Origin of the sequence: Amphiplicatus metriothermophilus (genome assembly GCF_900199215.1) — a bacterium.
GTDB lineage: Bacteria > Pseudomonadota > Alphaproteobacteria > Caulobacterales > Parvularculaceae > Amphiplicatus > Amphiplicatus metriothermophilus.
Window position 1 is genome coordinate 473045 of the sequence record NZ_FZQA01000002.1, and the last position, 23502, is coordinate 496546.

Genomic DNA, 23502 nt, shown 5'->3' on the forward strand with positions numbered 1-23502 from the left:
CTTTACTCCGCAGGCAAGCGGCGGGCCGCGCCGCCCTTTCTCGTGCGCACGATCTGATAGCCGCGGCGGCCGAGGTACCAGACCGGCGCGCTCAGGATGTGGACGAGTCGCGTGAAGGGAAAAACCAGAAAGATCGTCAGACCCAGAAACAGATGCGCTTTGAAAATGGGATGAGCGTCCGCCACGAGGTCGGCAGCCCCGCCCCTGAATGTGACGATGCGCTGAGCCCACTCCATAAACTTCACCATTTCATGCCCGTCGAGGTGCCGCAGGGACACGAATATCGTCGACATGCCGAGGATGAGCTGCACGTAGAGAAGCAGAAGAATGGCGATGTCGCCGAAACTTGAGGTCTTGCGGATGCGTGCGTCGAACAGACGGCGATGGATCAGCATCGTCGCGCCGATGAAACAGACCACGCCCGCCAATCCGCCCACGACGATCGCAAGGATCTGCTTCGCGCCGTGCGATATGCCGAGCGCGTCGAAAACCCATATCGGCGTCAGAAGACCGACGAAATGCCCCAGAAAGATAATAAGAATGCCGACATGGAACAGGACGCTGCCGATCATGAGCTGCCTGCGGCGCAAAAGCTGGCTCGATCCGGATCGCCAGGAATACTGTCCATGCTCGAATCGCAAAATGCTTCCCACCATGAACACGGAGAGACAGACGTAGGGATAAAAGCCGAAGAGAAATTCGTTGAGAAACTGCGTCATCTCGCGTCCTCCTGACGGCGGGAAGGCTGCATCATCGCTTCGCCGCGATGCATCCGTGCAAGGACTTCCCGCGTCGCCGGACATCCATCTTCCGATGACGGACCGAAGGTCACCGCCGCCTCCTCCCAGGCCTCGTCGAGCGCCGCCAGATCGCGCGGGTCGTCGTCCGGCGCGCGGCGAAGCTCTTCGAGATCTTTAGGGCGCGGCGCATTCTCGGCGATCTGTTCGAGCGCGATAAAAACCGTCGCATAAGGGCTTTTCCGCCGCATAAGACGTTCCTTCAGCGCAACGATCACCGCAATGGGCTCGGCCAGCAGCGCGCGCGCCTCCCCGATCGGCCGCGTCGACAGAAACTCGAGAAACAACGGAATATAATCGGGAAGCTCATTCGCAGCGATTTCAAGGCCGGCGCGCTCATAAAGGGCTCTGAGGTCCACCATCGCTTGGCCGCGATCGCGGGATTCCCCGTGCACATGCTCGAACAAATGCAGAGACAGCGAGCGCGTGCGGTCGAACAGGAACACATAGCGTTCCTGCAGCTCGTACAGGTCGAGCGACTCCAGCTCGTCGATCAACCGGTCAAGCCGATTTAACGCCCAGATGGGCGCCAGCCTTTCGTCATGAATTATAGCGCGAATATCCTCCGCCGCCTCTCTAATTTCCGCTGTCGGATAAGCGAGCAAAGCGCTCAGGGCCTTGAAGGTGTTGGTCATCGCAGCCTCCTACGCCGTTTCTTTCTGGCCGGTTTTGGCGAACAGGCCCGTCCACTGGATGGCGCGCTTGGGCTCGCCGCACCCCTCGCCGAAGCTGAAACCACATTCCCCGCGCAGGTTATATGCGTCCTCGGCGTATTCGCGGTGCGTCGTCGGAATGACGAAGCGGTCCTCATAATTGGCGATCGCCATCAGCCTGTACATTTCGTCGATCTCGCCCCCTGTCATGCCGACTTTCGCTGGAATGGACTCGTCAGGCGCGCCCTCATATGACTTGGAGCGCATATAGGCGCGCATGGCGATAAGCTTTTCGAGCGCCTGCGCGACGGGCTCCTCGTCGCCGGCCGTCAGCATGTTGGCGAGATATTTGAGCGGAATGCGCAGATCGCGCACTCTCGGCATGTCGCCCCTTTCGCCGAAAGCGCCAGCCTGCGCCATGGACTGGATCGGCGACAGGGGCGGCACATACCACACCATCGGCAGGGTGCGATATTCCGGGTGCAGCGGAAAGGCGATCTTCCATTCCATCGCCATCTTCCAGATGGGCGAGCGGCGGGCGGCGTCGATCCAGGCCTGCGGCACGCCGTCGGCGAGCGCCTGCGCGGCGATCTCCGGATCATTCGGATCGAGAAAGACATCGAGATGGCTTTGATAAAGGTCGGTTGGTTTTTCGACGCTGGCGGCCTCTTCGATCCTGTCCGCATCATAAAGGACGACGCCGATATAACGGATGCGCCCGACGCATGTCTCCGAGCACACCGTCGGCTGACCCGCTTCAAGACGCGGATAGCAGAGCGTACACTTCTCGGATTTGCCGGATCGCCAGTTATAATAAATCTTCTTATACGGACAGCCCGAAACGCACATGCGCCAGCCTCGGCACTTGTTCTGATCGATCAGAACGACGCCGTCCTCCTCGCGCTTGTAGATCGCGCCTGAGGGACACACTGCGACGCAGGCGGGATTAAGGCAATGCTCGCACAATCTCGGCAGATACATCATGAAAGTGTTCTCGAACTGGCCGTAGATTTCCTTCTCGACCTTTTCGAAATTGTAATCCTTTGAACGCTTGGAGAATTCTCCGCCGAGAATCTCCTCCCAGTTCGGTCCTTTGCTCACCTTCTCCATGCGCTCGCCGGTGACGAGAGAGCGCGGACGCGCGGTAGGCGCCGCCCTCATCTCCGGCGCCTTTTGCAGATGCTCGTAATCGAAGGTGAAAGGTTCGTAGTAGTCGTCGATTTCCGGAAGATCGGGATTGGCGAAGATCTTCGACAGAACGGCGAGCTTGCCCCCCATTTTCGGTTCAAGCTTGCCGCTCTTCTTCCGTACCCAACCGCCGTTCCAGCGCCCTTGATTCTCCCAATCATCCGGGTAACCAACGCCCGGTTTCGATTCGACATTGTTAAACCAGGCGTATTCAACGCCTTCGCGGCTCGTCCACACGTTTTTGCAGGTAACGGAGCAGGTGTGACAGCCGATGCATTTGTCGAGATTGAGCACCATGCTCAGTTGCGCGCGAATCTTCATTCCGCCGCCTCCATATGCGGTTTCGCCGGTTCGTCCATCCAGTCGACATTCTTCATTTTCCGGACAACAACAAATTCGTCCCGGTTCGAACCGACAGTGCCATAATAGTTAAATCCATAGGAAAGTTGCGCATATCCGCCGATCATATGCGTCGGCTTCAGCACAGCGCGCGTCACCGAATTGTGGATGCCGCCGCGCTGGCCGGTGATCTCCGATCCCGGCACGTTCACCACCTTCTCCTGCGCGTGATACATCAGCATCATCCCAGGCTTGACCCGTTGCGAGACGACGGCGCGCGCGGTCAGCGCGCCGTTCAGATTGTAGGCCTCGATCCAGTCATTATCCTCGATTCCGGCCTTTCTCGCATCGTCTTCATTAATCCACACGATGGGACCGCCGCGCGAAAGGGTGAGCATAAGAAGATTATCCGTGTAAGTAGAATGTATGCCCCATTTCTGATGCGGCGTGATGAAGTTGAGAACAATTTCCTTCTCGCCGTTCGAGCGTTCGGCCAGCATAGGCTTGATGGTTTTGGTATCGATAGGCGGTCGATAGACGCAAAAACCTTCGCCGAAGGCGCGCATCCACAGATGATCCTGATAAAGCTGCTGGCGCCCTGTCAGCGTGCGCCAGGGGATCAGTTCATGAACGTTAGTGTAGCCGGCGTTGTAGCAGACCTTCTCCGATTCGATTCCCGACCAAATGGGCGAAGAGATGATCTTGCGCGGCTGGGCGACGATGTCGCGGAAGCGGATCTTCTCGTCCTCTTTCGGGACGGCGAGATGCGCATGCGTGCGCCCCGTCGCCTTTCCAAGCGCCTCCCAGGCCTTCACTGCGACCTCGCCGTTCGTCTCCGGGGCGAGCATCAGCACGACTTCCGTCGCATCAATGTCGCTCTCGATACGCGGCAGCCCTTTGGTCGGCCCTTCCTCGGTCACCTCGCCGTTGAGGCACCTGAGCGCCTCGACTTCATGTTCCGTGTTCCAGCTGATGCCCTTGCCGCCGTTGCCGATCTGCGTCATCAGCGGCCCTAGCGCGGTGAAGCGTTTGTAGAGATTTGGATAGTCGCGCTCGACCACGGCAATCTGCGGCATGGTCCTGCCGGGTGCGGGCTCGATCTCGCCTCGCTTCCAGTCCCTCACGTCCGTCGCCTGCGCGATCTCGCCCGGCGTGTCGTGCAGAATGGGCGTGAGCACCACATCCTCCTCCACGCCCAGAACTTCCGGCGCAACGCGAGAGAACGCCTCCGCGATTCCTTTGAAAATCGCCCAGTCCGTACGGCTTTCCCATAACGGATCGACCGCCGCCGTAAGCGGATGAATGAAAGGATGCATGTCGGAAGTGTTGAGATCGTGCTTCTCATACCATGTCGCAGTCGGCAACACGATGTCCGAGTAGACGCATGTCGTCGACATGCGGAAGTCGAGCGTCACGAGAAGGTCGAGTTTTCCTTCCGGCGCTTCGTCGCGCCAAACAACCTCCTCGGGCTTCTGGCCGCCTGTTTCTCCCAGATCCTTGCCTTGCACGCCATGCGACGCGCCGACGAGATGCTTGAGAAAATATTCATGGCCCTTGCCGGATGCGCCTAGCAAATTCGAGCGCCACACAAAAAGATTGCGCGGCCAGTTTATAGGATTGTCGGGGTCGTCGCAGGATAGCCTCAACGCGCCTGACTTGAGTTCTCGAACAACATAGTCCTTAGCGTCGAGATCCGCTTTCCTTGCCTCGCGCGCGACTTCGAGAGGATTGCGTTCGAGCTGAGGGGCGGAAGGAAGCCAGCCCATGCGCTCGGCACGGGCGTTGAAGTCGATGAGCGCCCCGCTCCAGCGTCCCTGCGGCGCGAGCGGGGATAGAATTTCCTTTACGTCAAGCGTTTCATAACGCCACTGATCCGTATGCGCATAGAAGAACGAAGTCGAGTTCATCTGGCGCGGTGGCCTAGCCCAGTCGAGCGCGAAAGCGAGCGGCAGCCAGCCTGTCTGGGGCCGAAGCTTCTCCTGTCCGACGTAATGCGACCATCCGCCTCCAGACTGGCCGACGCAGCCGCACATCGCCAGCAGGTTGATAATGCCGCGATAATTCATGTCCATGTGGTACCAGTGATTAAGGCCGGCCCCGAGAATGACCATGGACTTGCCGTTCGTGACCTCTGCGTTTCGGGCGAACTCGCGCGCGACCATGATCGCCTGCTCGCGCGCAACGCCGGTGATCTTCTCCTGCCATGCAGGCGTATACGGAACGTTGTCGTCGTAGGATTTTGCGACGTTCGCCCCGCCGAGCCCGCGGTCGACTCCATAATTGGCGAGAAAAAGATCGAATACCGTGGCGACGAGCGTTTCGCCGTCTTTCAGCGCCATGCGCCGGGCCGGAACGCGTCGCTCCAGAATCTCCGGATGCTCCACATGCTCGAAATACTCGTGCGCGCGGCCGCCAAAATAGGGGAAGGCGACATCGACGGCCTCGTCGCGCGCGTCGATCAGCGAAAGGCGGGGGCGCAGGGGCGCGCCGTCGCCGGCCTTTTCTTCAAGATTCCATTTTCCTTGTTCGCCCCAACGGAAGCCGATGGAACCGCGCGGCGCAGCGACGCGCCCTGTCGCCTCATCAATGACGACGGTCTTCCACTCTGCGTTATTCGTCTCGCCGAGCGCGTCGTCGAAGTCCGATGCGCGCACGAATCGGCCCGGAACCAGCCGGCCGTCCTTCTTCTCAAGCCGCACCAGCATCGGCATGTCGGTGTATCGGCGCGCATAATCCTGAAAATAGGGAACCTGCCGATCGATATAAAACTCCTTGAGGACGACATGGCCCAGCGCCAGCGCAAGGGCGGAGTCCGTGCCCTGCTTCGGCGACAGCCAGATATCGGCGAACTTGGACGCTTCGGAATAATCCGGCGACACGACGACGCTCTTTGCCCCTTTGTAACGCACCTCCGTATAGAAATGAGCGTCCGGCGTGCGCGTCTGCGGCACGTTCGAGCCCCAGAGAATCAGAAAACCTGAATTGTACCAGTCGGCGCTCTCTGGAACGTCCGTCTGCTCGCCCCATGTCTGCGGCGAAGAAGGCGGCAGGTCGCAATACCAGTCATAGAAGCTCATGCAGACGCCGCCGAGCAGGGACAGATAACGCGATCCCGCCGCGTAGGAGATCATCGACATGGCCGGAATGGGCGAAAAGCCGATGACCCGGTCGGGACCGTATTTTTTCGCCGTATAAGCGTTCGCCGCCGCGATGATCTCGTTCGCCTCGTTCCAGTTTGCGCGCACGAAACCGCCGAGGCCGCGCTTTTTCACATAGGCGGCGCGCGTTTCGGGGTTTTCGACGATCGACGCCCACGCGGCGACGGGGGTCAGGGTCGCGCGCGCCGCGCGCCAGGCTTTCAGGAGTTGCGAACGGATAAGCGGAAATTTCAGCCGGTTGCCGGAATAGAGATACCAGCTGTAGCTCGCGCCGCGCGAACAGCCGCGCGGCTCATGATTGGGCAGATCGGGACGCGTGCGGGGGTAGTCCGTCTGCTGAGTCTCCCAGGTGACGATGCCGCCCTTGACGTAAATCTTCCACGAGCAGGAGCCGGTGCAGTTCACCCCGTGCGTCGAGCGCACGATCTTGTCGTGCTGCCAGCGCTTGCGATAGGCGTCCTCCCAAGAGCGGTCTTCCCTCGTGACGACGCCATGCCCGCCGGAAAACGAGCCTGCGCGATTCTTGAAGAAGGTCAGCCGGTTCAGGATGTGGCTCATGCGGTTCCTCCCTGGGGCGTCGAGAGCGCGACGCCAGTCGACCTTGCGCGGCTGCGTTCGATGTCATGCAGAAGGCCGCCTTTTCGCGCGTAGAAGAACCATGTCGCGGCGGCGCAAACGGCGTAAAATAGGAGAAAGCCCCACAATGCTGCGGCGGGCCCGCCGGTCATCGAGATCGACGTGCCGTAGGCCTTCGGGATGAAGAACGCGCCATAAGCGGCGATGGCGGCGGTGAAGCCGATGATCGCAGCGGATTCCTTCTCAGCCTGGCGCATCTGCTCCTGCGGCGAGAGATGCGGCATCAGGCGCGGCGTTTCCTCGCGCATGATGACCGGGATCATCTGGAAGGTCGACGCGTTGCCCACGCCGCTGGCGAAGAAGAGCAGCATGAACATGGCGAAGAAGCCCCAGAACGCGCCCGGTTGATGCTTGACGTCGAGGAAGTAAAGAACGCCCGCCGCGCCGAGCATCATAAGGACGAACACCCAGAAAGTGACTCGCGCGCCGCCCCAGCGATCGGCGACCCAGCCGGTCATGGAGCGCGACAACGCGCCGACAAGCGGGCCGAGAAACGCAAACTGCAGCGCGTTCCTTTCCGGAAATTCCAGATTGATCAGCAGCGGAAAGCCGGCCGAGTAGCCGATGAATGAACCGAAGGTTCCTGTATAAAGCAGGCACATGATCCAGTTGTGCCGACGGGTGAAGATGATCGACTGCTCGGCGAAGGACGCTTTCGCCGAGGCGATGTCGTTCATGCCGAGCCAGGCCGCCGCCGTCGCGACGAGCAGAAACGGAACCCAGATGAAACCTGCATTTTGCAGCCAAAGCCGCTCGCCCTCAGAGGTGATCTGCGGATCGCCGCCAATCGCGCCGAAAACGCCCGCGGTAATGGCCAAGGGCACGACGAACTGCATGGCGCTGACGCCCAGGTTGCCGAGACCGGCGTTGAGCGCGAGCGCGTTGCCCTTCTCGGCTTTCGGGAAGAAGAAGCTGATGTTCGCCATGGATGAAGAGAAATTGCCGCCGCCGAGGCCGCACAGAAGCGCCAGCACGACGAAGATTACATAAGGCGTATCCGGGTTTTGCACCGCGTAGCCGATGCCGAAAGCGGGGACGAGAAGGGAGGCCGTCGTCAAGGTCGTCCACAGCCGGCCGCCGAAAATCGGGACCATGAAGGAATAGAAAATCCTCAACGTCGCGCCGGACAGCCCCGGCAGCGCCGCCAGCCAGAACAGCTGATCGGTCGCGTAGTCGAAACCGATCGCCGGCAGCTTTGCGACGACGACGCTCCAGACCATCCACACCGCGAAAGCGAGGAACAGCGCGGGGATCGAGATCCAGAGATTGCGGTTGGCGATGCGCCTGCCCTTCTCGCGCCAGAACGTCTCGTCTTCGGGGCGCCAGTCTTCAAGTACGGGACCGATCGCCCTGCCGCGCTCGGGCGTATGGATCTCCTGCATCTCGGGGAATTGCGGCAGCGCCTCGAGCTCCGGCCCAAGCGCCTGACGCTCCATGCGCAGGACCGCCATATGCATCCATATGAGCGCCGTCGCCACGATGGCGAAGAGAAGCATGAAGCAGCTCGTCCAGATGCCGGTAAGATCGTTCATGACGCCGAACAGAATCGGCAGAACGAACCCGCCGAGGCCGCCGATCATGCCGACGAGGCCGCCGACCGCGCCCACATGCTCCGGATAATAGACCGGAATATGCTTGTAGACCGCCGCCTTTCCGAGCGACATGAAGAAGCCGAGCACGAAGATGAGCACGATGAAGGGAACGAGTCCCATCTCCGTCGAAAACGCGATCGGTCCCTCGATGCCGTGAATGATGTAATCCGTCTTCGGATAAGAGAGCATGAACAGCGCGACGATCGAGGCGCCGAACGTCCAGTACATTACTTTGCGAGGCCCGTGCGCGTCCGATAGATGACCGCCATAGATGCGGAAAAGGCTCGCCGGGATCGAATAGAACGCAGCGATCATGCCCGCTTGCTTGACGTCGAGTCCATAAACGCCCACGAGATAGCGCGGCAGCCACAGGGCGAGCGCTACGAAAGCGCCGAACACGAAGAAATAGTAGAGCGAAAACCGCCAGACCTGCAGATTGGCCAGCGGTTTGAACTGCTCGGCGAAACTTCTGGGCTTCGCGCCCGCCTCTCGTCGCGCCGCGCGTTCGGGATCGTCCTTCGCAAAAAGCCAGAAGGCGACGGCGATCACCGCAAGCGCTCCGGCCCAAACCTGGGCGACCGTCTCCCATCCGTACGCCACCATCACGAAGGGCGCGGCGAACTTCGTCACCGCCGCGCCGACATTACCCGCGCCGAATATGCCGAGCGCAGTTCCCTGCTTCTCGGTCGGAAACCACTTCGACACATAGGCGACGCCCACCGCGAATGATCCGCCCGCAAGACCAACCCCCAGCGCGGCGAGAAGAAACTGCGGATAGGTCTCGGCAAGCGTCAAAAGCGCGGTCGCGATGGCCGCCGACAACATCACCATCGTATAGACGATCCGCCCGCCATGCTGATCGGCCCAGATTCCGAGAATTAGCCGGGATAGAGAACCCGTCAGGATCGGCGTGCCGATGAGCAGGCCGAACTGCGTTTCGCTCAACCCCAGATCTTCTTTGATTTGCAAGCCGATGATCGAAAAGATGGTCCACACGGCGAAGCATGCCGTGAAAGCGAATGTGCTGAGCCACAGCGCACGCCGCTGCTCGCCTGTCGAAACATGCGCAAGGTTTTTCAAGGTCCGCCCCGACTTGCGATCGGCAGAAAGCGATCTCTGGATGCCTGACAACGACCTGATAGTCCGTACGGGACGCGCGCGCCGCAAGCCGGCGCGACGCGAAAATCGCAACGGAATCGAAGAAACAAGCCCGGCCGCGCGCGATTTCGCCCGGGCGATTGATGGACGTCGATTGAGGGCGTTATTTATGCGCGCGCCGAATTGACCTGGCGACCGATTTCGCTTGACAATAATCAAGTCCAGAGACGAAGAATCGAGACCCTATCCTGCGCCCCCAACTCGCCGGAGACCCGCATGCGCGACAACGACAAGCAGACGGTTCGCGGCCTCAGGCTGTTTTCAGGGATGGAAGAGGCCCATTTTGAGACGTTGCTCACTGGTTCGTATCTTCAGCGTTTCCCGGCTTCCGTTATTCTGTTTTCCGAAACCGACCCGACTGATTTTCTGCATGTGCTCATCGAAGGGCAGGTCGAGCTTTTCGCCTCTGCGAACAACCGCGAAGGAACGATGACCCTGATCCGGCCGGTGGCGACATTCGTGCTCGCCTCCGCGCTTCTCGACAGCCCTTATCACCTCTCCGCCCGAACGCTGGCTCCTTCCCGCATTTTGATGATTCCCTCCCGGAACGTCCGCGACGCGATGGAGCAGGACGCGAGTTTCTCCCAAATGGCGGTGCTCGAGCTCGCCGGCTGCTATCACGGTGTCGTGCGCGCCTATAAGAATCTCAAACTGCGCTCGGCGGTCGAGCGCCTCGCGAACTATCTGCTCGTCCAGAACGCCCGGCAGGGCGGCGAAGGCCGGTTCACCATACCGGTTGAAAAGCGCGTGCTCGCCTCGATGCTCGGCATGACGCCGGAAAACCTCTCGCGCGCCTTCGCCACGCTCAAACCTTATGGCGTGCGGGTCAGCGGGGCGGACGTCCGGCTCGACAATATCAAGGATCTCGAAACGCTAGCGAAACCCTCTCGTCTGATCGATCTGCGGTAACAAGGAGGCTCAAGTGGTGAAAAAGGCTTCGCTGCCCGCCGCCGCGGGGGACGTCGCGCAGAACTATCCGGAGCTTTGGAGCGCTTACGCCGCGCTCGGCGAAGCGGCGGCGAAGGCGGGCCCCCTTGACGCCCGCGCCTGTCGCCTCGTCAAGCTCGGCCTCGCGATCGGCGCAGGTTCGGAAGGCGCGGTGCACAGCCATGTCCGCCGGGCGCTTGACGAAGGCTTCAGCCCGGAAGAGCTTAAACAGGCCGCGCTCCTCGCGGTCACAACGCTCGGCTTTCCCCGCGCCGTCGCCGCTTTGAGCTGGGTCGAAGATGTCACGTCGCCCGTCCCGGCCGAGGCGCGATGAGATAACGTCCGTATACGATGGCGAAGAGCAGAAACGCCGCGCTCCACAGGCCGCTGGAGGCTCCAACCGCCAATGCATACTCGACGGGCAGGAACGGCGCCGCGACGCGCAGCGCAGCGCCGAGATTGACGAGCGCATAAATTAAGACCGTCCAGCCGTCGGCGACGAGCGGGCGGCCCGTATGGCCGCGCGTCGCGCGCGTCATCACCGCGAGAGTCATCACGCCGGCCGCTCCGGCGGCGAGCGCATGGAGCGCCGCCATCGGCGGAACGGCGCCCGGCGCCAGAGCGGACAGACCCAGCATCAGGAAGCTCGCCGGCAGCCAGAGATAGCCGACGTGAAGGATCGTCACGAGCGGCTCGGCGAAGGTCCGCAGGCCTCCCCACTGGGAAAGCCGGAGGAGATGGGCGACGCCCGCAACAACCAGGAGAATCCCCGTAAGCGGCCCGAACGGCGCGACCGTCCAGACCGCCATGGCCGCGCCAGCCAGCGCGAGCGCGACACTGTCGATCGCCCCGACGCCGGCCTTTATCGGCGCGCGCCCGGTTCTGGCGAGCCAGTTGCGCGTGAAGCTCGGCGTGATCCGCCCCCCGATCAGCGCAAGCAGCATCGCGACCCCGGCGAGGCCCCAGCGATAGCCGAGGCCCGTCTGCGCGCCCGACAACTGCTCCCCGTGCCAGATAATATCGCCGGCGGCGAACAGCGTCAGCAGCGCGCAGACCGGCAGATTGCGCCAGTTCCTGCCGGCGACGATCTCGCGCCATACGAAGAAGCTAACGCCGAGAAGAAAGGCGACGTCGATCGCGGCGGCGGCCCATAAGCCGAACGCGCCGGACATGGCGACGGCGATCCGGCCCGCAAGCCAGATCAGCAAGCTCCCGGCGAGCGGGGCGCCGACGACGGGCATTCGCCCCGTCCAGTTCGGCACGGCGGTCGTGAGAAACCCCGCAATGACGGCGGCGAGATAGCCGTAGACCATCTCGTGGCCGTGCCAGGCGAAAGGACCGTAGGCGCCGCCGACCTCGAACCGGCCGCCAAGCGCCGCCGCCGTGACGACAGGCAGAAGGCCGGCGAGGAGCGCGCCCGCGAGGAAGAACGGCCGAAAGCCGAAACTGAATAGCGCCGGCCCGGCGTATGCGCGGATTTTTTCAACGGATGGCATTACGCCCCTCTACCCTTGCCGGATGCAGACTGCATCGGGAAGCTGCGGCGCGCTGACGCCCGGGATATACTCGCCGAGCAGCCCCAGAGATCGCGCAATGGCGCAGCCGCCCGACACCATCCTGCGCGCCTCGCCGGAAGAAGCCGAAGCGATTCGCCGCGCCATACGATCTGCGCGTTGGGTCGACACGCCTTACGGCGCCTATCGCCCAGCCAGAGCCGCCGATGCGGAAGCGCTCCATGCCCTACTTTCCGATCCGCGCGTCAGCGGCCCGCTCTACACCATTCCCAAGCCCGTACATGCCGACTGGATTGCGCAATGGATCGACGCTCATGCCGCTGAAGCGGCGCGCGGCGAAGGCCTCTTGATGGTCGCACGCGACCGCGAAAGCGCGCTTTCCGGCTTCGTCGATCTTCATGTCTGGCCCGAGCGCGCTTCGGCCGAATTTGGCGGCGGCATTCGCGCCGATCTTCAGTCGGCCTCGCTGGGTTCGTGCGGGGCGGCCGCCCTCTTCTTCTGGCTTTTCGAGACGATTGGCATACGGCTGATCGCCATGACGAACGCGCTCGACAATATCCGCACGTCGCGGCTGCTTGCGCATCTTGGCTTTACACGGGGCGCCGACAGGATTTGCATCACAGCCGAAGGCGCTCGCCGCCCGTCCATGTATTGGGAGCTGCGGCGTAAGGACTGGCGTGCAACTTTCGATCATAACCCGCCCTAGAAAAGAATGCCGTGCGCGCCAAGCACGGCGGCGCCTATCGTCACGAGACTGACGATCAGCAAACAAAAATGGAAACGCTGTATCAACATGAAAGTCGATTCCGGCGCTGCAGCGGCGCGGCGGCGGAACCACGCGTGAAGAAACAGAGGTTCGGCGACGAAAAGAACGAAAGCGAAGAGGGCCCACACGAGCGTCATCGCATGCATCCACCAATATCCGGGATCGAGAAACCGGCCCCAGGCGTCGTAGCGATGCGTGATGTAAAAACCGGTGAGCCCCGCCAGAGTCACCGACAGCTTCGCCTGAGAGGAGAACCGCCTCTCCACCGCCTCGAACAGGGCGACGCGGCGCTCCGGCTCGGCCAGACGCGCGATCGCAGGCAGAATCACCGCCGTCGCCATGAACACCCCGCCGATCCAGTGCACGACGGCGAGAACGTGAAGCCCGCGGGCGATCGCAATGTCTGTCATGGCGTTTCATCCGTGCACATTATTTTTCGGACGCTGTCGCGGCGCGGCGGAAACGCTCGCCCTTGCGCAGCATGACGCCGCTGAAGCCGGCCACGCCAAGCTCGAGGCTCTCGGCGATGCGCTGCGCGCGAACGATGAAATGCGCCGCTGCGGCGGGCGGGCAGACCTCCGCCGCAGTCGCTCGGAAGAGCGTCAGCCAGCGGTCGAAATGCGCCGCGTCGACCGGCAGAAGCATGTGCTTTTCCATCGGCCGGCCGTGATACCGGCCAGTCATCAGCGCCACCGACGACCAGAACGCGCACATGCGCTGAAGATGTCCATCCCAGTCGTCGATGCGCGCATCGAAAACGGGACCGAGCAGCGGATCGGCCCTGACCTTGTCGTAAAAACGCCGCACGAGCCGGCCGATCATCGCTTCGTCGATGCCGGTTTCATGCGCGATTCTGGCTGCGGCCTCGTCGCGTCTGGCGCCGATCATGTTCGAAGTTCACTCCTCTTTTCGTCCGTCTCGGTCTTCACAGGCGGCGTGTAGCGCATTATAGATGTATTGTAAATACATCTTATCTGCGAGCGAGACGACGATGCCTTTCCTTTTCAAAACATGGTCGGCGACGCCTGACGGGCGAGGCGCGCAGACGGAGATGCATCCGACAGTCGCGCCGCCCGCGCATGAACAGCGGCCGCTGGAATTCGCCCCCTTGCTGGACGGCCTGTTGTTGGAGGCGGCCCTTTGCGCCTGCGCCTGCTCGAGCGAAAAGACGAACGAATGAATGCGCGACCTTTATGGCTGTTGCTCGGTTTCGGATGCCTCGCCGCCGGCGCGGCGGGCGCCGTGCTGCCGCTTGTGCCGACGACCCCGTTTCTTCTTCTGGCGGCCTTCGCCTTCGCGCGATCCTCGCCGCGGCTTCACGACTGGCTGCTCGCCCACCCCCATTTCGGGCCGTTGATCGACAACTGGCGCCGGCATGGCGCGATCGGACGACGCGCGAAGATTCTTGCGGTCGCCGTCATGGCGTTCGCTTTCGCGTTCAGCATTGCGCTCGGCGCGGGCGCATGGCCCCTCGTCCTTCAGGCGCTTGTGCTGGGCGGGGCGGCCCTGTTCGTGCTCACCCGGCCAGATGCGCCCTGATCCGGCCGCGCCCGCGCCGTGCTTGCCAAAAGCTTACCTCAGGATACTCCTTTAGCCTTCACAAACGGACACAACCATGCGACTGACCCTGTTCACCGATTATGCGCTGCGGGTGCTGATGTATCTCGGCCTCAAGCGCGACGAACTCGCCACCATCCGGGAAGTCGCGGCGCATTACCGCATATCGGAAAATCATCTCATGAAGGTCGTTCACCAGCTCGGAAAGGACGGCTTCGTGACCACCGTGCGGGGCCGCCAGGGCGGGCTCGCCCTCGCCCGGGCGCCGAAAGACATCAATATCGGCGACGTGGTCAGACGCTATGAAGACGATCTGCGGCTGGTCGAGTGTTTCGACCGCAAGACCAACACCTGTCCCATCGCCGGCGCCTGCGCGTTGACGGGCGTTTTCCACGACGCCCTCGCCGCATTCCTCAAGGCGCTCGACCGCAAGACGCTCGCGGACGTCCTGAAACGCAGCCCGGCGATCGGCGCCCGTCTTGGCATTGCGCAGCAGGCATGATGCGTGTTTAGCCGCTTTCCGCCTGCGGCGGGATGCTCCGCCAACCCGCCGACGCATTTTCACAGCGGCGCCAGGCGAACGCCATGCTCAAAAAGCGCCGACAACGCGGCGCAGCCTCTCGCGCGCCTGGTCGGCGATTTTCTCAAGCGAAGGATTGCCGATGATCGCCATCGCAGCCGTCGGATCGATCGCCGCGATTTCGACGCCGTCATTTTGGAGCTCGCGCAGAACAATGTTGCACGGAAGCATGACGCCTACCCTTTCTTCCGCCTTCAGCGCTTGATGAGCAAGCTTAGGATTGCAGGCGCCGAGGATTACATATCGCGGAAACTCGACGTTGAGTTTTGCTTTCAGCGTCTGACTGACGTCGATTTCTGAAAGCACGCCGAATCCCTCAGCGGCGAGGGACTCGATCATTTTCGCTTTCGCTTCATCAAACGGCGCATCTACGATTTTTGCGATGTAATATTTCATGGCGGCCTCTTTCGTTTCTGCATGAACGGCGAATCGCGCTTACCCTTTCAGCTTGTGAACGCCCATCAGATTCAGAACTGCTTTTTCATATATCGGTTCAGGGTTTCCGCGGCGAACTTTTCGCAAAAAATATTTCTCAAATGCGCCCTTCGCCATGTGAACCCACTTTCCTTGCGCTGACCAATTGACATTACGCGGCGGGATCTGCGGCATGGCGACGAAAGCGACGCCGCCGTCCCCGAAATCGGCGAGGCAAACCGCGTTCCATGTCGCTTCGTTTTCAGGGGAGCGTCCTTCGATCAGCGCTGCGATATTCTTCGCCGTCGCTGCGACCATCGATTCGATCATGAAGCCGGTTTTCGGCACGCCGACCGGGACCGGCGTCTTTCCAACCGGGGGAATGGCCACGCACACCCCGACCGAAAAGACGTTTGTAAACGTTTCATTTTGCTGATGCTTGTCGACGAGCACGAATCCGCGGGGATTGACGAGGCCGTCGATATCGCGCACCGCCTCCACCCCCCGGAACGCCGGCAGAATCATCGCATAATGGAAATCCAATTCATGGCTTGCAACGATGCCGCCGTCGGAGCCGATCTCTTCAACGCTCATCCTGTCGCGCTCGACCTTGGCGATTCTGGCGTTGACGATCCATTTGATATGCCGGTCACGCAGCTCCGACTCCATGAGGCTTTTCGTGTCGCCTACGCCGTCAAGTCCGAGGTGGCCAATGTAAGGTTCGCTGGTGATGAAAGTCATGGGAACCCTATCGCGAATCTTACGACGTCTAAGCTCCGTATCAAGAATGAAAGCGAATTCATAGGCTGGACCAAAGCATGACGCGCCTTGAGATGCGCCGACGACGACCGGTCCCGGATTTTTAACGAACGCATCAAACGCTTCGCCGGCCCTGGCGGCATGTTCGGTCGTGCAAATCGATTGCGTAAATCCTTTCGGACCCAATCCCTCGATTTCGTCGAAGGCGAGTTCCGGCCCCGTCGCGATGACGAGATAATCGTAATCGAGCATCTCGCCGTCGCTTAAAACAATCCTATTCTCCGAGGGGTTCACCTTCGCCGCGGCCTTATGAATGAAATCGATTTCTTTCCGCTTCATGGGAGTCTCAAGCGGAATCTGAATGTCCTCCGGCTTGCGCCAGCCCACGGCGACCCATGGATTAGAGGGCGTGAACTGGAATGACGACCTGTCAGAGACAAGCATCACCCGATCCGACTTCCGCGCCTCCTTGCGCATTTCGTAAGCCATCATCACCCCGCCGAGGCCGCCGCCTAAGATTGCTATCGTCGCCATGGTCTTGTCCCTCTCCGAACCTGTCTAGAAGCTACGGCGCACCGCGAAAAATATATTTGTATTATCTGTAAGCTGACTAAATAAAACGTCTTTACGTGGACCATAGAATAAATTCCCGCCGGCCTCCACAAGCCAGTCATCGGTCAGCTTGTAGCTTGCGCGCAGACGCAAATGACCGTCGTCCTGATTTGGACTCCAGAAATTGAACGCGCTCAAGGTCAGGTTCTGATTCAACGCGAGCTTGGTCAGTCTCATGGTCAGGAGGTGGCGCGTCCACGGCTCGGAGGAAGCATCGACCGGCAGGGCGGACAGGAATGCATTATGATCCGACCTTACTTGCGCATAATACTGGAAGCCGACCGTGAACTCGCTCGCCGCCTCGCGCTCAAAACCCACAAGAAGTCGGAGGTCGCTGTTCGGGAGCAGAGGGTCGTCGCCATCCGAATCGTCGCGGGAAAAATAACGGCCGATCTCAGCGGTCAGAATGCCGCCCAGAAACGGACCGCGCAGACTCGCTCCCACAACGGCAAGGCGCGGAAAAACGAATTCGCCTTCCGGCGACAGGCCGTTCGGCGCCTTGAAATAGCCGATATAACCGTAAACGGCACTCTCGAACGCTCCGATATTACGAAAGATTCTTCCCGCGAATTCGTCGTCTCTGAACCATTCGTCAGGCGTTAAAGAGTCAAGGATGAAACCCTTTCCTACAACGCGGTCACCGAGCGGATTGAAATAGGAAAGCCTTGACCCGTCTATGAAGCGGTCTGCATCGAAACGCGGCGTATAGACAATATCGAGATTGGCGAGATCATGGAAAAAAGAAACGCGGATCGCGTCCGAAGGCGCCTTCAGATACTCGTCATCGCGTCCGATGAAGAAAGATCTGAAATCCTTTGGAAACAGATCATTGATGAAAATGAGATCGCCGACGCCCCAGGTGAGAATTTGACGACCTGCTTTCATGTCGACGAAATCGAGCGGACGCCAAACGATGTTCGCTTCACGAAGATCAAAAGCGCCCTCGCCGGCCTCAAGATCAGGCTCTCGCCGATCATCGACCTCGTCATATACGGCGTCTCCGACGAAGCGCAGAACCAGATCGCCCGGACGCCACTCGGACTCCAGGCGAAGCCGCGTCTCTGCAATCGTGAATGCTCCCTCGTTCGGGTCCTCCTGCAACCGCGGTCCGACGCGCGCTTCCACAAAACCTGCGATCTCGCCGAATATGGCCGGCCGCGAGCCCTCGTTTCGCCATGCCCGCGCTTCCTTTTCGGCCGGTTCGCCGCCAAGACCGGCCGGCAAGGCTGGCTCCTCGGCAGGTTGTTCCTTCTTCTTCTCTTCAGGCTCGGCGAGTCCAGTCGGCAGAGGCGGTTCTTGCGCTACGGACGGCGCGACGAGAGCGAGCGTCAGAGCAAGGTATAGAGCGCGCAGAAACATCGCTTATCGCAGATGCTCGCGCGGCGGCGTGCGCAAATACCGTTCTGAAAAAATATCCATCGGCAGTCCGATGTCGTAATCGACCGCGCGGTAGACCATTGTAGTCACGCCGCCGATATTACGGTCTTCCATGCGCGATTCGACGACAGTCGGATGACCCTCGACATCCTCGACACGCAACGCCGAATAAGTTCTGTAGACTTCGCCGTATTGATCATAGTATTCAGTCTTGACAGGTATAAATGTAGACTTGTGTATCCAATTTTTATACTTTGAAAACTCGACAGCATCCGGCTTCTTCGGAGCGCTTTCGATCACGTAGTAATTTTCGGTCTCCTCAACGAGAATGTGCGTATCTTCTTCGGGGCTCCGGCCCGAGACATCCTCGTAGAAGAAGTGAGATCCGACGAAGCTCGTTCGCTCGTCGCTCGCCGCAATGCGCTTCACGAGGTCAAGCGCAGGAAGATAAAGCCAGCGGTCGTCGTCTGAGCCGACGTGCTTCCACACCAGGAAAGCGGTGCGATTCACGTCCGCGGGTCTGGAGAAATAAACGTAAAAGCGCTGCTCGCCGTTATCGAGGTCATCGACGTCGGCCCGCAGGATCACGAATTCCCTCGTGCGTTTGCGCCCCTGCGCGTCCGCGATGGTCATCGAAACTGTGGCCTTGCCGTCTGCTCCCTGGTAATAAGCCGCCGCGCTTGCCTTATTGACGATCGCCTGGGCGGAAATATCGGTTTCGGCGGACGCAGGAACGACCGCAACTGCTAGCGCAAGCGCGCCGGCCAACCTAGTTCGCATGGCGGACATAAAACTCTCCTTTTCCAGACTTTTTTCGAAACAGGGTCTTTTCGAACAGCGTAATGATCGCCGGCAAAGCAAGCAGGCTCGTCGCGCCGGCTAGCAACAGGATCGCTGATATGAATATGCCGACAGTCTGATACGGCACGAGCGGCGCAAGCAGAAGCGGCAGAAAGCCTACGCCGATGACAATTACGTTGCGCATAATCGCCCGAGCGGGCTCCCCGAATGTCATAGACGCGGTTTCGCGCCATGTCCCCAGTCGCTCGAAGATTTGTCGACTGCGCGCATTAAAGTGAATCGCATAATCAACTGCGAGGCCGAGACTGAGCGCTGACAACACGGCCACAGGCATGTCATAGTCTTTTCCGATAAGGCCAATGACTCCGTATATCATGGCGATCGTCACTGTTAGCGGCGCCATTGACACAAGCCCCCACCAGAACGAACGGAACAAAAATGTCATCAGGATAAGGACGATGAGAAAACTGCCAAGAAAGGCTGTCAACATTCCCCATACCATCTTCTTCTGCCAAATGACGTTGATGTAAGTGAGGCCGAACCAGTCGTGTTTCAATGCAACCGGCGCAGGGTTCGCAGCCATATAGGCGTCGACTTCCTCGATGACCTGGTTCATATCGATATTGTCGCCGCTCTTGAGCTGCAGCCAAATGTTCGCCTTGCGGAAATCGGGCGTCACGAGCTTGAAAAGATCCTGCGGTCGATGGCTGTTCTGATATGTAATGAGCGTTTGCGCCACGGCGCTCGCGCTGTCGGGAATGCGGAAGGCCGACTTCTCTCCGAGGAGAAGCTCCCGATGCACTGTCTTGACGATATCAGGAAGCGCGTTCGTTTTTCCAACAACCCCTTTCTCTTCGAGATGCGCCTGAAGGCCTTCGATAAATCGAAGCATGTCCGGGCGCTTGAAGATGTCGGCCGTCTGACGCGCCTGATCCAGAGCGAGAAGCACGTCGTCCCATTCGTACCATTGCGCATCGTCGCCAGCCGCCTCCCGCGCTTCGAGAGCCTGTTCTTCCAGCGTGGCGAGGAAAAGCTCGGACGAGTCGGCTTGCTCGAAAGCTTCAGGGATGCGCGCCGCCGTCGCTGCGGCGGCATCGGTGTCAAGCGCTTCGATCAGCCGACGGGTCTCTGCCGCCAGCGCAGCGAGTGTTTCAGCGCCAGCGGCGGGCTCCAACGTCAAATAGGCCATGTAGGTTCCGGCGAAACGCTCGTTGAGCGTCCTGTCCGCAACGCGGATCTGATGATCCGGCGCAAACCATTTCACGGGATTGTCGTTTATGCGGATCTGCGAAACGCCGTATAAGGAGACGGCAAGAGCGACGATGAGCATAGATACGATCGCTTTTGGCCGCTCGACAGCAAAATCCCCCACGCCATGTAGAAATCTAGCGAGCAGTCCCCGAGCCTCCCGGCTTTCCGAAGCCGCCCCTTTGGCGCCGAATTTCTCCAGCGCTTTTTTCGGCATGAGCATCACATAAGCTGGAATGAGCGTGATGGTGAACAGCCACGCCAAGAATACTCCTATTGAAACGAACACGCCGAAGACCTGAACCGGCGGAATGGGCGTGAAGGCGAGCGAGGCGAAGCCGGCGCATGTCGTCAAGGTCGTGAACAACATCGGCCGCCACAATTCGCTCATCACATGGAATATCGTTTGCCGCCGATCCTTGTATTGCGGGTAGCGGTCATAGAAGTCCGACAGAATGTGTACTGCATCGAGCACGGCGATCGGCATCACAAAGATCGGAATCATCGAGCTCATGATATGAACGGTGTTGCCGGTCGCGACGAGAAGTCCCATGGCGCCGATCACGGAAATCATTGCAACCAGCATCGGCGATACGATCAGGCCCACATTGCGGAAGAAGAGCCACATGAGAATGAAGATGAGCAGCATCGCCGCCGGAGCGGAGATCGCCATCTGCCGGAACATCTCCACTCCGAACTGATCCTGCGCGATCGGAAGACCCGTAATGTAATACTCTGCGCCGGTTTCAAAATCGGCGATCTTCTCACGCAGGGCGCGCGCGACTCGGTAGCTTGCATCTTTCGAGGTAATGGGAATGTAAAGCGCGAGCGCTTTCCCGTCGCCGGAGACAAGGGTGTCCTTCAGTGTGGGGATGCGCTCGGCGCGCGCGCGCACGGCGCGTGCTTCTTCGTCCGTTTCAGGCGGGCGCGGCATCAGCCAGTCGAAACTTACTGAGCCGAGCCCCGCCTGCTCGATATTATCGACGGTCGATGGCGCGATTATGTCGACGCCGATAACGCCGACCGTCGCACCGTCATCTTCCCAGCGGATGGTCTTGGCGAATTCGGTAAGCGCGTAAACATCGCTTAACGTTCGCGCCGTGAAGACTCCATCTGCAGTCGTCTGGTCTACGACGCCGACGACAATGAGGTCATGCAGCGTGAACTCGTCCTTCATCGCGTTATGATAAACGCGCACCGGCTCGTCCTCGCCGAGCATATTCTCAGGATCGGTGTCGATCTTGAGCGGCTGAAGAAATGAGAAGGTTTCCGGCGCGAGCGTTGGCGCGGCGATGAGCGCAACCATCAACGCGGCGAAGACGCCGGCGAGCTGCATCATCAGTGCCGGGCGGTTCGTCGCCAGTTCCGTTAGGAAGGGCGTTCTCACAGCGGCGTGGCCTTTCCAGTATGCCTGGTCGACAGTCGGTTACTTAAAGGCGGGACCGGGTCTGAAGCCGAGCGCCTTGAAAATTCTGGCCGCCGGGCAAAACCCGGTAAACGCGGCCTGCAACATGTTAAGACCGGCGAAAGCCGTCAGAGCGAGCCAGTAAGGGTGCGCCCACAGTCCCAAAAACAGGCTCGTGAGGATGAGCGCGCCGGCGAAAGCGAAAACCATGCGGTCGATATTCATTGTCGCGCTCCTCTGTTTCCTTTCCGCTTTGCATTCTCTAAACCTCCTCGCGCAGGCCACGCCTTGCGCTGACTCAAACCACGGCGCGCGGCCGTCCGCTCGCTGCGGGCTTGAACTATTTATATATTCGAATGTATGAATGTTCAAGATGGCGCCCCTTGAGAAAATGACTCAAAACGCCGAGGCTGCTTCCGAGCTGCTCAAGGCGATCGCGAGCCCCTCGAGGCTCCTGCTGCTTTGCGCGCTCGCCGAGGGTGAGAAATCCGTTTCGGAGCTTACCGAAACCCTCGGCATGCGGCAGGCCACGGTCTCCCAGCACCTCGCCCGCTTGCGGCAGGAGGGCCTAGTGGCTACACGCCGAGACGCCCAGTCGGTCTATTACCGTATCGCGGATAGGACGGCCCACGAGATCATCGGCATTCTCTATCGACGTTTTTGCGAACCCTGATAGCGCACGCCGTCTGCGGCTGCGCCCGAAATAGGCGCTTTTGAACCGCGCCGGGTTTGGCGGAGGCTCCAATCTTTGAGAGGATGGAGCCATGGATACAGAAAGAAGGCTGCCGAGATATTCGGCTGAGATCCGCGACCGTGCGGTGCGCATGGTCCTTGATCATGAGAACGACTACGGGTCCCGCCGGGCGGCGATATCCTCGATCGCGGAGAAGATCGGCTGCACGTCGGAGACGCTGCGGCGTTGGGTGAAGACGTCGGAGCGCAACGGCGCCGCGGCGACGACTGGCGGGGATGCGAACGCGCGGCTCAAAGCGCTGGAGCGGGAGAACCGGGAGCTCCGGCAGGCCAATGAGATACTCCGCAAGGCCTCTGCTTATTTTGCCCAGGCGGAGCTCGACCGCCGGTTCAAGCCATGATCGCGTTTATCGACGAACATAAAGCATCATACGGGGTCGAGCCGATCTGCCGGCTGCTGGCGATCGCCCCGTCGACTTATTACGCGCATCAGGCGCGCCGCGCCGATCCTTTGAGGCAATCGGCGCGCGCGCCGGGACGCCGATCGCTGCGAGAAGATCCGCCGTGTCTTCGATGAGAACTTCTCCGTCTACGGCGCGCGCAAGGTCTGGCGGCAGTTGCAGCGCGAGGGCGTCGAGGTTGCGCGCTGCACGGTCGAGCGATTGATGCGCAGGATGGGCCTTTCCGGCGCCGTGCGCGGCAAGCCGGTCAGGACGACATTCAGCGACAAAGCGGCGCCGTGCCCGCTCGACAAGGTAGGCCGCCAGGTCTCGGCGGATCGGCCGAACCGGCTCTGGGTCGCCGATTTCACTTACGTCTCGACCTGGAGCGGCTTCGTCTACGCTGCCTTCGTCATCGACGTCTTTGCGCGACGGATCGTCGGCTGGCGCGTCTCGCGGTCGATGGAAGCGCAGTTCGGGCTCGATGCGCTGGAGCAGGCCGTCGCGCAAAGGCGCCCGACTAACGGCCTCATTCATCACAGCGATCGCGGCGTGCAATACGTTTCGATCAAGTACACGGAACGCCCTGTCGATGAGGGGATCGAGCCCTCCGTCGGCAGCGTCGGCGACTCTTACGACAATGCGCTCGCCGAGACGGTGATCGGCCTCTACAAGACCGAACTCATCCATCGGCGCAGGCCGTGGCGCAGCTTCGAGGCCGTCGAGTTCGCGACGCTCGGATGGGTCGACTGGTTCAACAAGCGAAGGCTCTTGGAGCCGATCGGAAACATCCCGCCCGCCGAAGCCGAAGACCGCTTTCACGCGCAGCTTGAAGGAACCCCGATGGCCGCGTAGGACTCACAATCAATCGCCTCCGCCAAACCCGGG

The 23502-nt window shown here is 60.6% G+C and carries 21 protein-coding genes, 1 pseudogene and 1 other annotated feature; of the genes and pseudogenes, 8 read left to right on the top strand and 14 right to left on the bottom strand.

The features are described 5' to 3' along the window. Nucleotides 1-2: 2 nt before the first annotated feature. Genes narI through CHB64_RS06990 form a run of 5 tightly spaced genes read right to left on the bottom strand, consistent with a single transcriptional unit; the run spans nt 3 to nt 9398 of the window. The gene (gene narI / locus CHB64_RS06970; protein ID WP_089411864.1) at nt 3-719 is read right to left on the bottom strand and encodes a respiratory nitrate reductase subunit gamma; all 717 of its coding nucleotides are present in this window, start codon (nt 717-719) and stop codon (nt 3-5) included. Then, the gene (narJ, locus tag CHB64_RS06975) at nt 716-1432 is read right to left on the bottom strand and encodes a nitrate reductase molybdenum cofactor assembly chaperone (RefSeq protein WP_089411865.1); all 717 of its coding nucleotides are present in this window, start codon (nt 1430-1432) and stop codon (nt 716-718) included. The genes narI and narJ overlap by 4 nt, the downstream gene beginning before the upstream one ends. Nucleotides 1433-1441: 9 nt before the next feature. Further along, a complete protein-coding gene (gene narH, locus CHB64_RS06980) occupies nt 1442-2959 on the bottom strand; it encodes a nitrate reductase subunit beta (RefSeq protein ID WP_089411866.1) in 1518 nt (505 codons plus the stop codon). Then, the gene (locus tag CHB64_RS06985; RefSeq protein WP_089411867.1) at nt 2956-6693 is read right to left on the bottom strand and encodes a nitrate reductase subunit alpha; all 3738 of its coding nucleotides are present in this window, start codon (nt 6691-6693) and stop codon (nt 2956-2958) included. Before CHB64_RS06985 ends, narH begins: the two co-directional genes overlap by 4 nt. Further along, nucleotides 6690-9398, bottom strand: a complete 2709-nt coding sequence (locus CHB64_RS06990) for a nitrate/nitrite transporter (protein WP_375790375.1) — start codon at nt 9396-9398, stop codon at nt 6690-6692. The genes CHB64_RS06985 and CHB64_RS06990 overlap by 4 nt, the downstream gene beginning before the upstream one ends. On the opposite strand from CHB64_RS06990, the gene CHB64_RS15360 reads away from it, so the two are divergent. The 3 genes from CHB64_RS15360 (at nt 9280) to CHB64_RS07000 (ending at nt 10782) form a co-directional block, all read left to right on the top strand. Then, nucleotides 9280-9648, top strand: coding sequence for a hypothetical protein (locus CHB64_RS15360; RefSeq protein ID WP_200815262.1), 369 nt, complete (start codon nt 9280-9282; stop codon nt 9646-9648). The genes CHB64_RS06990 and CHB64_RS15360 overlap by 119 nt on opposite strands. Before the next feature lie 89 nt (nt 9649-9737). Next, nucleotides 9738-10430 (top strand): cyclic nucleotide-binding domain-containing protein, encoded by a 693-nt coding sequence (locus CHB64_RS06995; RefSeq protein WP_089411869.1) that lies wholly within the window; start codon nt 9738-9740, stop codon nt 10428-10430. A 13-nt stretch (nt 10431-10443) separates the two neighbouring features. Continuing rightward, complete coding sequence (locus CHB64_RS07000; protein ID WP_089411870.1) at nt 10444-10782, top strand: carboxymuconolactone decarboxylase family protein; 339 nt, start codon at nt 10444-10446, stop codon at nt 10780-10782. Here CHB64_RS07000 and CHB64_RS07005 read toward each other — a convergent pair. Beyond that, nucleotides 10751-11944, bottom strand: coding sequence for an NnrS family protein (locus CHB64_RS07005; RefSeq protein WP_089411871.1), 1194 nt, complete (start codon nt 11942-11944; stop codon nt 10751-10753). The genes CHB64_RS07000 and CHB64_RS07005 overlap by 32 nt on opposite strands. Nucleotides 11945-12041: 97 nt before the next feature. Between CHB64_RS07005 and CHB64_RS07010 the strand changes: the two genes are divergently transcribed. Beyond that, nucleotides 12042-12668, top strand: a complete 627-nt coding sequence (locus CHB64_RS07010) for a GNAT family N-acetyltransferase (protein WP_159462437.1) — start codon at nt 12042-12044, stop codon at nt 12666-12668. Here CHB64_RS07010 and CHB64_RS07015 read toward each other — a convergent pair. Together CHB64_RS07015 and CHB64_RS07020 are read right to left on the bottom strand one after the other, a co-directional pair. Then, nucleotides 12665-13138 carry a hypothetical protein gene (locus tag CHB64_RS07015; RefSeq protein WP_089411873.1) on the bottom strand — a complete coding sequence of 158 codons (474 nt, stop codon included), beginning with the start codon at nt 13136-13138 and terminating at the stop codon, nt 12665-12667. The genes CHB64_RS07010 and CHB64_RS07015 overlap by 4 nt on opposite strands. A 19-nt stretch (nt 13139-13157) precedes the next feature. Then, nucleotides 13158-13616, bottom strand: a complete 459-nt coding sequence (locus tag CHB64_RS07020) for a group III truncated hemoglobin (protein WP_089411874.1) — start codon at nt 13614-13616, stop codon at nt 13158-13160. Nucleotides 13617-13904: 288 nt separating this feature from the next. Between CHB64_RS07020 and CHB64_RS07030 the strand changes: the two genes are divergently transcribed. Beyond that, nucleotides 13905-14267, top strand: coding sequence for a YbaN family protein (locus CHB64_RS07030; protein ID WP_089411876.1), 363 nt, complete (start codon nt 13905-13907; stop codon nt 14265-14267). 76 nt (nt 14268-14343) lie between these two features. Then, nucleotides 14344-14787 (top strand): RrF2 family transcriptional regulator, encoded by a 444-nt coding sequence (locus tag CHB64_RS07035; RefSeq protein WP_089411877.1) that lies wholly within the window; start codon nt 14344-14346, stop codon nt 14785-14787. 87 nt (nt 14788-14874) lie between these two features. Here the strand turns inward: CHB64_RS07035 and CHB64_RS07040 are convergent, their stop codons facing one another. The 6 genes from CHB64_RS07040 to CHB64_RS07065 form a co-directional block, all read right to left on the bottom strand. After that, nucleotides 14875-15261 (bottom strand): DUF302 domain-containing protein, encoded by a 387-nt coding sequence (locus CHB64_RS07040; RefSeq protein WP_089411878.1) that lies wholly within the window; start codon nt 15259-15261, stop codon nt 14875-14877. A 39-nt stretch (nt 15262-15300) separates the two neighbouring features. Next, a complete protein-coding gene (locus tag CHB64_RS07045; protein WP_089411879.1) occupies nt 15301-16572 on the bottom strand; it encodes an NAD(P)/FAD-dependent oxidoreductase in 1272 nt (423 codons plus the stop codon). A gap of 24 nt (nt 16573-16596) precedes the next feature. Continuing rightward, nucleotides 16597-18009, bottom strand: a complete 1413-nt coding sequence (locus tag CHB64_RS07050; protein ID WP_089411880.1) for a hypothetical protein — start codon at nt 18007-18009, stop codon at nt 16597-16599. 3 nt (nt 18010-18012) lie between these two features. Continuing rightward, the gene (locus tag CHB64_RS07055; RefSeq protein ID WP_089411881.1) at nt 18013-18816 is read right to left on the bottom strand and encodes an outer membrane lipoprotein-sorting protein; all 804 of its coding nucleotides are present in this window, start codon (nt 18814-18816) and stop codon (nt 18013-18015) included. Beyond that, on the bottom strand, nt 18797-21412 hold the full coding sequence (locus CHB64_RS07060; RefSeq protein WP_200815263.1) for an efflux RND transporter permease subunit: 2616 nt from the start codon (nt 21410-21412) through the stop codon (nt 18797-18799). The genes CHB64_RS07055 and CHB64_RS07060 overlap by 20 nt, the downstream gene beginning before the upstream one ends. Nucleotides 21413-21502: 90 nt before the next feature. Continuing rightward, complete coding sequence (locus tag CHB64_RS07065; RefSeq protein WP_089411883.1) at nt 21503-21706, bottom strand: YgaP family membrane protein; 204 nt, start codon at nt 21704-21706, stop codon at nt 21503-21505. A 166-nt stretch (nt 21707-21872) separates the two neighbouring features. On the opposite strand from CHB64_RS07065, the gene CHB64_RS07070 reads away from it, so the two are divergent. Further along, on the top strand, nt 21873-22154 hold the full coding sequence (locus CHB64_RS07070) for an ArsR/SmtB family transcription factor (RefSeq protein WP_089412031.1): 282 nt from the start codon (nt 21873-21875) through the stop codon (nt 22152-22154). A gap of 91 nt (nt 22155-22245) precedes the next feature. Further along, nucleotides 22246-23469: pseudogene (locus CHB64_RS07075) on the top strand (IS3 family transposase). After that, nucleotides 22530-22646: a sequence feature (AL1L pseudoknot), on the top strand. (Overlaps the previous pseudogene by 117 nt.) Nucleotides 23470-23502 lie beyond the last annotated feature (33 nt).